The 8,908-nt window shown below is 38.4% G+C and carries 12 protein-coding genes; 1 reads left to right on the top strand and 11 read right to left on the bottom strand.

All coding sequences use genetic code 11. The features are described 5' to 3' along the window. The 4 genes from H5072_RS05770 to mnmA form a co-directional block, all read right to left on the bottom strand. Window positions 1–783 (bottom strand): cupin domain-containing protein (locus tag H5072_RS05770; RefSeq protein ID WP_182692964.1); only part of this gene is annotated, 783 nt, incomplete at its 3' end. Window positions 784–871: 88 nt separating this feature from the next. Beyond that, complete coding sequence (purB, locus tag H5072_RS05765; protein WP_149602566.1) at window positions 872–2,242, bottom strand: adenylosuccinate lyase; 1,371 nt, start codon at window positions 2,240–2,242, stop codon at window positions 872–874. A 31-nt stretch (window positions 2,243–2,273) separates the two neighbouring features. Further along, window positions 2,274–2,876 (bottom strand): high frequency lysogenization protein HflD, encoded by a 603-nt coding sequence (gene hflD, locus H5072_RS05760; RefSeq protein ID WP_007375707.1) that lies wholly within the window; start codon window positions 2,874–2,876, stop codon window positions 2,274–2,276. Then, window positions 2,876–3,976 (bottom strand): tRNA 2-thiouridine(34) synthase MnmA, encoded by a 1,101-nt coding sequence (mnmA, locus tag H5072_RS05755; RefSeq protein WP_002962705.1) that lies wholly within the window; start codon window positions 3,974–3,976, stop codon window positions 2,876–2,878. Before mnmA ends, hflD begins: the two co-directional genes overlap by 1 nt. A gap of 361 nt (window positions 3,977–4,337) precedes the next feature. Here mnmA and H5072_RS05750 point away from each other — a divergent pair, with 361 nt between their 5' ends. Next, window positions 4,338–5,609, top strand: coding sequence for a sensor domain-containing diguanylate cyclase (locus H5072_RS05750; RefSeq protein WP_182692963.1), 1,272 nt, complete (start codon window positions 4,338–4,340; stop codon window positions 5,607–5,609). 1 nt (window position 5,610) lies between these two features. On the opposite strand, the gene H5072_RS05745 is transcribed toward H5072_RS05750, so the two are convergent. From H5072_RS05745 to H5072_RS05715, 7 genes are read right to left on the bottom strand one after another with little or no spacing between them, the layout of a single operon-like run. Further along, window positions 5,611–6,048 carry an NUDIX hydrolase gene (locus tag H5072_RS05745; RefSeq protein WP_154903032.1) on the bottom strand — a complete coding sequence of 146 codons (438 nt, stop codon included), beginning with the start codon at window positions 6,046–6,048 and terminating at the stop codon, window positions 5,611–5,613. After that, complete coding sequence (locus H5072_RS05740) at window positions 6,041–6,727, bottom strand: pseudouridine synthase (RefSeq protein WP_154903033.1); 687 nt, start codon at window positions 6,725–6,727, stop codon at window positions 6,041–6,043. Before H5072_RS05740 ends, H5072_RS05745 begins: the two co-directional genes overlap by 8 nt. Then, entirely contained in the window at window positions 6,727–7,056 is a 330-nt protein-coding gene (locus H5072_RS05735; RefSeq protein WP_182692962.1) for a TusE/DsrC/DsvC family sulfur relay protein, read from the bottom strand. The genes H5072_RS05740 and H5072_RS05735 overlap by 1 nt, the downstream gene beginning before the upstream one ends. 3 nt (window positions 7,057–7,059) lie before the next feature. Then, on the bottom strand, window positions 7,060–7,326 hold the full coding sequence (locus tag H5072_RS05730; RefSeq protein WP_008133664.1) for a DsrH/TusB family sulfur metabolism protein: 267 nt from the start codon (window positions 7,324–7,326) through the stop codon (window positions 7,060–7,062). After that, window positions 7,323–7,679: a sulfurtransferase complex subunit TusC gene (tusC, locus tag H5072_RS05725; protein WP_182692961.1), complete on the bottom strand. Its 357-nt coding sequence runs from the start codon at window positions 7,677–7,679 to the stop codon at window positions 7,323–7,325. The genes H5072_RS05730 and tusC overlap by 4 nt, the downstream gene beginning before the upstream one ends. Next, a complete protein-coding gene (gene tusD, locus H5072_RS05720; RefSeq protein ID WP_182692960.1) occupies window positions 7,676–8,023 on the bottom strand; it encodes a sulfurtransferase complex subunit TusD in 348 nt (115 codons plus the stop codon). The genes tusC and tusD overlap by 4 nt, the downstream gene beginning before the upstream one ends. A gap of 55 nt (window positions 8,024–8,078) precedes the next feature. After that, window positions 8,079–8,744 carry a Bax inhibitor-1/YccA family protein gene (locus tag H5072_RS05715; protein WP_008133668.1) on the bottom strand — a complete coding sequence of 222 codons (666 nt, stop codon included), beginning with the start codon at window positions 8,742–8,744 and terminating at the stop codon, window positions 8,079–8,081. Window positions 8,745–8,908 lie beyond the last annotated feature (164 nt).

The raw sequence follows: 8,908 nt of genomic DNA, 5'->3' as shown, positions 1-8,908 counted from the left end.
TAAAAGTGCCGCCATCAATGTTTTAACTTTATCAACTTCAAGGTTTGTAAGTTCACCCTTTGATTTTCTTAATGTGATGTTGTGATCGGTATAACGTTTTTGGCCGCTTTCGGTATCAATAATATGATCGGCAAAGCTCGATAGTAAATCTTGTTGATTTGGCGCTCTAAAACCAACTGAATAATTTAGTGCGTTTTCTACAGCGTAACCTTCGTGAGGGCACCCTGGTGGAATATACAAAATATCGCCAGGCTCTAATATGCAATCGATTACGGCTTCAAATGCTTCTACTTGCAGTAATTTTTTGTTTTGAGCAAACTGCTTAAGTGTTGGATCGGGCAGGCCTACGCGCCAATGACGTTTACCTTCGCCTTGAATAATAAATACGTCATATTGGTCTAAATGTGGGCCAACACCACCATTAGGCGTTGAATAGCTAATCATTAAATCATCTATGCGCCAGTTTGGAATAAACCTAAATGGCTCTAGTAGTTGTGCAGCTTCAGGATGCCAATGATCAACAGCTTGCACTAATAAGGTGGCATTTTCGTCTGTTAACTTTTCAAAGTCTTCAAATGGACCTTGGTGCGTTTGCCAATCATTTTTATGATTGGTGATAATACGTGACTCTATGCTTTCTTCCATTGCGAGACCGGCAAGTTCATTAGCATCAAGTGGGTCTTGAAAATCAGCAAAACCTTGTTTGATTAAAAGCGGCTTTTTTTGCCAAAAATGGCTTAAAAACTCTTGCTCAGACAAATTATTTATTTTTAATTGATACATACATTATGCCTACTAGTTAGTGCAATGGGGTTAAAACAAAAAAAGCGAAAGGATGATCCTTTCGCTTTTTAAAAGAGTAATTTAGTTTTTAAACTAAATCATCAATAAACTCAACAGCACGACCAATGTAATTAGCAGGTGTTAGTTTTTTCATTTCTACTTTAGCGTGCTCAGGAAGGTCAAGACCATCGATAAAGTCAGCCATTATTTCTTGATTTACACGTTTGCCGCGTGTTAAATCTTTAAGTTTTTCGTATGGCTTTTCAATACCATATTTACGCATAACTGTTTGAATCGGCTCGGCTAGCAATTCCCAGTTTTGATCAAGCTCGTCAGCTAAACGTTGCTCGTTTACTTCAAGCTTGCTCACACCTTTAAGTGTTGATTGGTATGCAATGATCGCATAACCCATACCTACACCTAAGTTACGTAATACTGTTGAATCGGTAAGGTCACGCTGCCAGCGAGAAACTGGTAATTTTTGTGCAAGATGAGCAAAAATAGCGTTTGCTAAACCTAAGTTACCTTCTGAGTTTTCAAAATCAATTGGGTTAACTTTATGCGGCATTGTAGATGAGCCAATTTCGCCCGCAATTGTTTTTTGCTTAAAGTGATTAAGTGCGATGTAACCCCACATGTCACGGTCAAAATCGAGCAAAATAGTGTTAAAACGTGCAATTGCGTCAAACAACTCTGCAATATAGTCATGCGGTTCAATTTGTGTAGTAAATGGGTTAAGTGTTAAACCTAAGCTTGATACAAATTTATCTGCGTGAGTATGCCAGTCGTAATCTGGGTATGCACTAAGGTGAGCGTTGTAGTTACCAACAGCACCGTTAACTTTACCTAGCATTTCTACTTGAGCAATTTGGTCTCGTTGACGCTTTAAACGCATGTATACGTTAGCAAACTCTTTACCCATCGTTGATGGTGTAGCTGGTTGCCCGTGCGTACGAGTCATCATTGGGATTGCTTTGTACTCAATCGCTTTTTCTTTAATTGCGCTTAAAAGCTCATCGCAATAAGGAAGCAAAACCTTGTTACGTGCTTCGCTAAGCATTAAACCATGAGATAGATTGTTAATATCTTCTGAAGTACAAGCGAAGTGAATAAATTCATTGATTGCATGAAGCTCACTGTTATCGGCTACTTTTTCTTTTAATAAGTACTCAACCGCTTTAACATCGTGGTTTGTAGTGCGTTCAATATCTTTAACGCGCTGTGCATCAGCTTCGCTGAAGTTATCTACAATGGCGTTTAGAAGTGCATTAGCTTCTTCGCTAAATGCAGGTACTTCTTTTATATCGCTTGCTGCAGCTAACGCTTGCAACCAACGCACTTCAACAATTACGCGGTATTTAATTAAGCCAAATTCGCTGAAAATACTGCGTAGTTCAGTGGTTTTGCTGCCGTAGCGACCATCCACTGGAGAGATAGCCGTTAACGCTGAAAGCTCCATAATAACTCCTAAATTTTAGTTTGAACGATAGTTAAATTTTTGTTTTAGCAATGGCGAGTATTTTTCTTTTTGCAAAGAAAAAGTGACGGCGTTTACCGCCCATTTGTCGCCATAATACTGCACTTCTAATGCCGGCTAATAATAACGCACGGATTTTATTTTGAGTGAGCTGCTGTTTTAATAACTCGGGTTTACCATAAACCTGTATTCGGTGCCCAAGGGGGCTCAGCACCGACGAGTATATATCTGCTAAACCGGCAACAACGCTCTCGTCGGTAATAGCAAAATGATCTAAACGACGATGAATATCATCAATTCGTTTGCCTAATTCGTTTAAGCTTTTGTCGTTTGCACTTAGTGCTCGCTCAAGCTGCATCAAACCACCTACGTATTTTACTATTTCAACATCTTTTTGAGCGCCAGCAGTTAGCTGCGCCATTAATGTTTTATAGCCATCACGTAAGTTGTCAGTACCTTGGTAAACATCTTCTGGCGATGCCGGTGATGTTTGAATAATGCTTGAAAGTAATACTTCTAAGTCGTGCTCATTATTACTGCCGTACTGGGCAATTTTTTGAACTTGCTTAGCAACCTGGCACATGGCGGCAAGCGCCATGACTTGGTGTTCATTCATTACTTAATCACCGAGTCAATAATACCACCACCTAAACACACATCTTCTGCATAAAATACAGCAGATTGACCTGGCGTAACTGCTTTTTGTGGTTCATCAAATAATACACGAGCCATGCCGTCTTCACCTACAAGTAGGGTACAGCTTAAGTCTTCTTGGCGGTAACGTGTTTTAACTGTGCAGCGAGTGGTACCTTTAGGGCCAACGCGGTCTACCCAATGTAATTGGTTTGCATTAAGACCATTACTGTATAGGCGAGGGTGATCTTTGCCTTGGCCAACAACAAGTACGTTACGTTCTAAATCTTTATCAACTACGTACCATGGTTCGCCAGAACCTTCCTTCATACCACCAATTAACAAGCCTTTGCGTTGTCCAAGTGTGTGGTACATTAAGCCTTCGTGCTCGCCTACGTTATTACCGTCAGTGTCTTCGATAACGCCAGGTTGCGCTGGTAAGAACTTTTGTAAAAAGTCTTTAAATTTACGCTCACCGATAAAGCAAATTCCGGTGCTGTCTTTTTTATCGTGAGTGATTAGGTCTTGTTCTTCTGCTATGCGGCGCACTTCTGGTTTTTCGATATCGCCTACAGGGAATAACGTTTGGCCAATATGTTCATGGCTTAGGGTATATAAGAAGTAGCTTTGATCTTTATTGTTATCAAGTCCGCGACACATTACGTATTTGTCATCGCGAAGTTCACGGCGAACGTAGTGTCCGGTTGCAATAAAGTCAGCACCGAGTGCTTGAGCCGCAAATTCTAAAAAGGCTTTAAATTTAATTTCTTTATTACACATTATATCTGGGTTTGGCGTACGACCCGCTTTGTACTCTGCTAAAAAGTACTCAAATACATTATCCCAGTATTCAGCAGCAAAGTTTACTGTGTGAAGCTCAATGCCTAATTTGTCGCACACGGCTTGTGCATCTTTTAAGTCATCAGCGGCGGCACAGTATTCATCATTGTCGTCTTCTTCCCAGTTCTTCATAAACAGGCCTTCTACTTGGTAGCCCTGTTGTTGTAATAAATATGCAGATACAGAAGAATCAACACCGCCGGACATGCCAACAATGACTTTAATGTGACTATTTTCGCTCATGAATAATTTCGCTTATACAGATTGCTGTTAACTTGGAAAGGCCGCGATTATAGCATGTATTTTGTTTGTGCTTAAAGAGCGTAGGGCGGCAAAGGACATAATTTGTCACTATTTTATTTGTATAACAAATAGCAAACTAGACTTAAACGCATTATCAGGCTGTAACTTTAGTAATATTAAAGTGATCTTTACTAATAAATTAAGACTATAGAATAATTCATGTAGTTATTGAGTTTTATTAATAGTATTTTCTTTTAAAACTACTAGAGTAAATATACACTTAATAAAAATAAAATAGTGGTGAGTATATGAATGTAAACCACTTTAAAGCCGCTTGAAATATAGTCAATGGAATGAATATATGAATTATGCCTATCAAATAAACAAGATAAATTCTTTAGTTGAGCATTACACACGAAAACCTGATTTTGTGGATAGCGAATTACTTTCTAGCAAAACGACAGAGTTTAAAAAATCAGCCTATCATCTTTTTTATGAGTTAATAAAACTCAAAAACCCTCATATTTACCAAGAGCCAAACCATGTACATGAGTTATTTAGCTTAATAAAAGGTTCAACAGTTAAAAAAAACGTTGAGTTAAAGGTGCTTGATCATGTAGAGCACTGGTGGCTTGAATGGTATTTCGCTTTAGAAATGGACGAAAAGCTTAGTATAGAAAAAAATGATATGCCAATGAGTTACTTACCTCAAAGTACACTCAACCCTATGCGCAAACATGAGATAAGTCACTACGCTAGGTTATTTACCGTTTTGCCAATGCCAGTATGTAATGTATGTGCCAAGACGGGTGATATTTTGAAAGTTAATCAACGTTTTGTAGATGTTTTTGGTTATACAGTAGAAGATGTGCCAAATCTTAAATCATGGTGGGAAAAAGCGTATCCAGATCCCCAATACAGAGCACTTGCAAAAGAGCTGTGGCAAGACTCACTTGAAAAGGCACTAAGTAACAATAACGACATACCCGCAAATAACTATCGAGTTTCTTGTCGTGATGGCTCACAAGTGATGATGGAAATTTCAGGGATTGATATAGGTGAAGAGTTTTTAGCTGTTTTTAATGATGCAACAGAGCGCTTAGAAGCAGAAGATATACTCAGGGATATGGCCTTTTTGGATGCATTAACCAAAATTGCGAATAGGCGTCGGTTTGATGAAAAGCTAACGCATGAGTTTGAACGAGCAAAAGAATGCGAAGGCATGCTATCGATGATTATTATTGATATTGACCATTTTAAGCAATTTAATGACCGGTATGGGCATGTAGCGGGCGATACGTGCTTATATGACGTGGCTCAAAAAATTGCTTCAACGGTTAGTCGCCCAGAAGATTTTGTGGCTCGCTATGGTGGAGAAGAATTTGTTGTTTTACTTCCACAAACGGATAGGCAAGGAGCGTTGTTTATAGCTGAGCAAATACAAAAAGCTGTAGAAAGCTTAGCTATTGCTCACCAGGATAGCTTTACCGGATTTTTATCTATAAGTATGGGTATTAATACCATCAGCAACTATACAAATAGTAATGAAGTCAGCTTTGTTAAAGCCGCTGATAACGCCCTGTATTATGCTAAAAAACAAGGGCGTAATTGTATAGCGCTAAGCTCTGAGTAAATCAATTGTAAATGGTTTCTAAGCTTAACGCTGGTCGATTCAGGCTGTCGTTAATACACTTGAGCACTAAAGGGCTCCTAAGCGGTAATGATTTTATTTGCTCTAATGTATGCCAATTAGCACTGATAATGTCAGAATCTATTGGTGTTGGTGCTTTTATATTATTAGGCGCTTCAAATAAAAAGCAGAATCGCAAATAGTGCACTCCATTTTCGGCATGCAAATTATACACACCTAAAAAGCCGACTGGCTCAAGCGCTAAGCCTGTTTCTTCTAGTAGCTCTCTGCTTGCAGCTTGTGCAAGTGTCTCATTTTGCTCTAAATGACCCGCAGGTTGATTGTAACAAATTTGCTTTGTAAATTTATCGCGCTCTTTTACAAGTAAAAACTCATTTTGCTTTTTTACTATTGCTGCAACCGTGACATGCGGTTTATGCATCAACTACGCCCTTAATTACTTTGTATTCACCACAATTAATATCATCCAACGTATAGTTGCCAATGCTATAACGGATGAGGCGAAGTGTAGGGTGTCCAATATGCGCGGTCATTCGACGAACTTGTCTGTTTCTACCTTCATTAATGGTAATACTTAGCCAAGTGGTAGGGATTGCTTTTCGCTCGCGTACAGGGGGATTACGCGCCCAAATTGTTGGCTCATCAATTATTTTAACGTTAGCGGGGAGTGTAAGCCCGTCTTTAAGTTCTACGCCATTACATAAATCATTAATTGATTCACTCGTTGGTTCACCCTCAACTTGTGCCCAGTAGGTTTTATTCGTTTTTTTATCAGGAGCAGTTAAGGTGTTTTGTAGTTTCCCACAGTTTGTTAAAAGCAATAAACCCTCACTGTCTCTGTCTAACCTTCCTGCTGCGTAAACTTCTTTAATAGGTATAAACTCTGCAAGCGTTTTTCTGTCTGCGTCATCCGTAAATTGACATAGCACATCAAACGGCTTGTTGAATAACACAATTTTTCTGTCTTTAGATGCTATTTGCGGCTTTACTTCTCTTTTACCAGATGGCGTTTTGTTAAGTGCACTGCGTGAATAAGTACGCCCAGTACTTCTTTTTGGCTTGGCTTGTGTTGCTTGATTATTGCCTGATTTGGCTCTCATTATATGCACCTAGCTGGTTTTGGTAATCCGGCAATTTTTGTTGCTTGCTTGGCTGGGCCTTTAGGAAATAATTTATATAAATAAAGGCTATTTCCTTTATCTTCACCGAGTGCTTTAGCCATTGCTTTTACAAGCATTCTAATTGCCGGGCTGGTGTTATATTCAATGTAAAAACCACGAACAAAGTTAATAACTTCCCAGTGCTGCTCACTAAGTGTGATGTTTTCTTGAGTAGCAATTACAGTTGCCAGCTCCTTTGACCATAAAGTATGGTCGAGCAAGTAGCCTTGTTTGTCGGTTTCAATCTGTTGGTTGTTAAATTCAAGCATGAGTTACCACGTAATGGATTGGTTAGTTGATAAAGTGAGTGCCACAAAGTCTTCATAGCTAATTGCTTTATCGTTATCTGCTAATTTTATTGCACGTACTTGCGCGTCTTGTTCAAGTATTAGCAGTGTATCTGCAAATTGTCTAAATTGTTTTTTTGCAAAGCAGGCATCACCAACAAGTAGTACCTTATCGCCTGATAAAATTAAGTTCTCTAGCTGATTTGCCGAGTAATAGTTAAGCGGCTTAGAAAAAATATGTAACGTACTCATAGGTTCACCACATGCTGCTGCGCTTTAATTAGTGTTTGTTGTTGACTAAAGTTAAGAGCTTTTGCCTCTACGAGTAAATCATGTTTATTTAAACCATAATCAAGCAATGATTTTTCACACACGAAAATGTTTTCAACATCATATATTTCGAGTGTTTTAATATTTTTAAAAAAGTCTTTTAAGCCAATATTGTTTGGTTGCTGATGCTTTTTTAAAGCTAAAACGGCGGGGCCGCTAAACAACCAACTTACATTTTGATCAACAGCAGCAAATATCAATGTCATATCTAGTGCATCACGAATATTTAAATCGTCAAATGGGCTGCACTGACTCATTACTAATACGTTTATCATTTAAATTGCACCCATTTATCTGCGTCGCTTGCAAGCATTGCAAATTCAGCTAACCCTGCGACTTTAAATACACCTGTGTTTTTAATATCTAACCCGCGCTTTTGCGCGGCGGTAACACACAGCATTAAATTTTGATCAGCGAGTTGCTGCCAAAGTGCTGAAATTTGAAGTTCGTCTGAGGATAAATCAAAGTGGGTAGATGCATGATAAATACCTTGCTGGTATAAAAAAATAGCATCAATGGTGTGCCCTTGGGCTAAACATGCATTCGCAAATTTAACTATGCGTTGCGTGGTATCGTGATCGGATGGTGGTGTATGTAATGAAAGAACAAAGCGTGCCAAAACAATTCCAATAAAAAAGCCCCAATAAAGGGGCTATTTTAACAGAACTATTTAATTAGTCATCACTTGCGCCAAGTAGAGCAAGCAAAGAAGTAAATAAGTTATATACGCTTAGGTATAAAGACACAGTTGCACGAATGTAGTTAGTTTCACCACCGTTTATGATTCGGCTTGTATCAAATAAAATCAAACCAGACATAATCAGTACAACTGCTGCATTAAGCACCATAAACATCAATGAACTGCCAATAAAAATATTAACGATGCTTGCTACAATCACAACGATTAAGCCAACAGTTAAAAAGCCACCCATGAATGAGAAGTCTTTTTTAGTATTTAGTGCATAAGCAGATAAACCAAAAAAGATAAGCGCTGTAGAACCTAAGGCTTGCATAATAAGCATTGGGCCATTAGGTAATGCAGCATAATGGTTAAGCAATGGACCTAAGCCTGCCCCCATTAAACCTGTGAAAGCAAACACCCAAAATACACCAGATGCTGTATCTGCTTTTTTATTTACAACAAATAATAAACCGAACGAAACGAGTGTAAACACAATTCCCATAAAGTAAGGTAATTGTAGTGCCATTGAAATACCGGCTGTAACTGCACTAAATGCAAGTGTCATAGCTAGTAAAAAGTAGGTGTTTTTAAGTACCTTGTTTGTTTCAATGGTAGACATTACCGGTTTCGCGGTATTGTACGATTGATTAAACGCCATTGTAGAGCTCCTTTAAGTGAAACGTGTATGTTTCGATAATTTAACTAAAATTAGATTACCAACTCTTATATGTTTGGGCAAACCTTTGTAGATCAATAGAGTTAAATATTTAAATAAAAGTATATTGACGGCTAAATTAAAAACATTTTGTTTTAACTTTAAAC

The sequence above is a fragment of the Pseudoalteromonas sp. SR45-5 genome (assembly GCF_014163565.1).
In the GTDB taxonomy this organism is placed as follows: Bacteria; Pseudomonadota; Gammaproteobacteria; order Enterobacterales; family Alteromonadaceae; genus Pseudoalteromonas; species Pseudoalteromonas distincta.
This window is presented reverse-complemented; position numbering and strand designations above follow the sequence as displayed.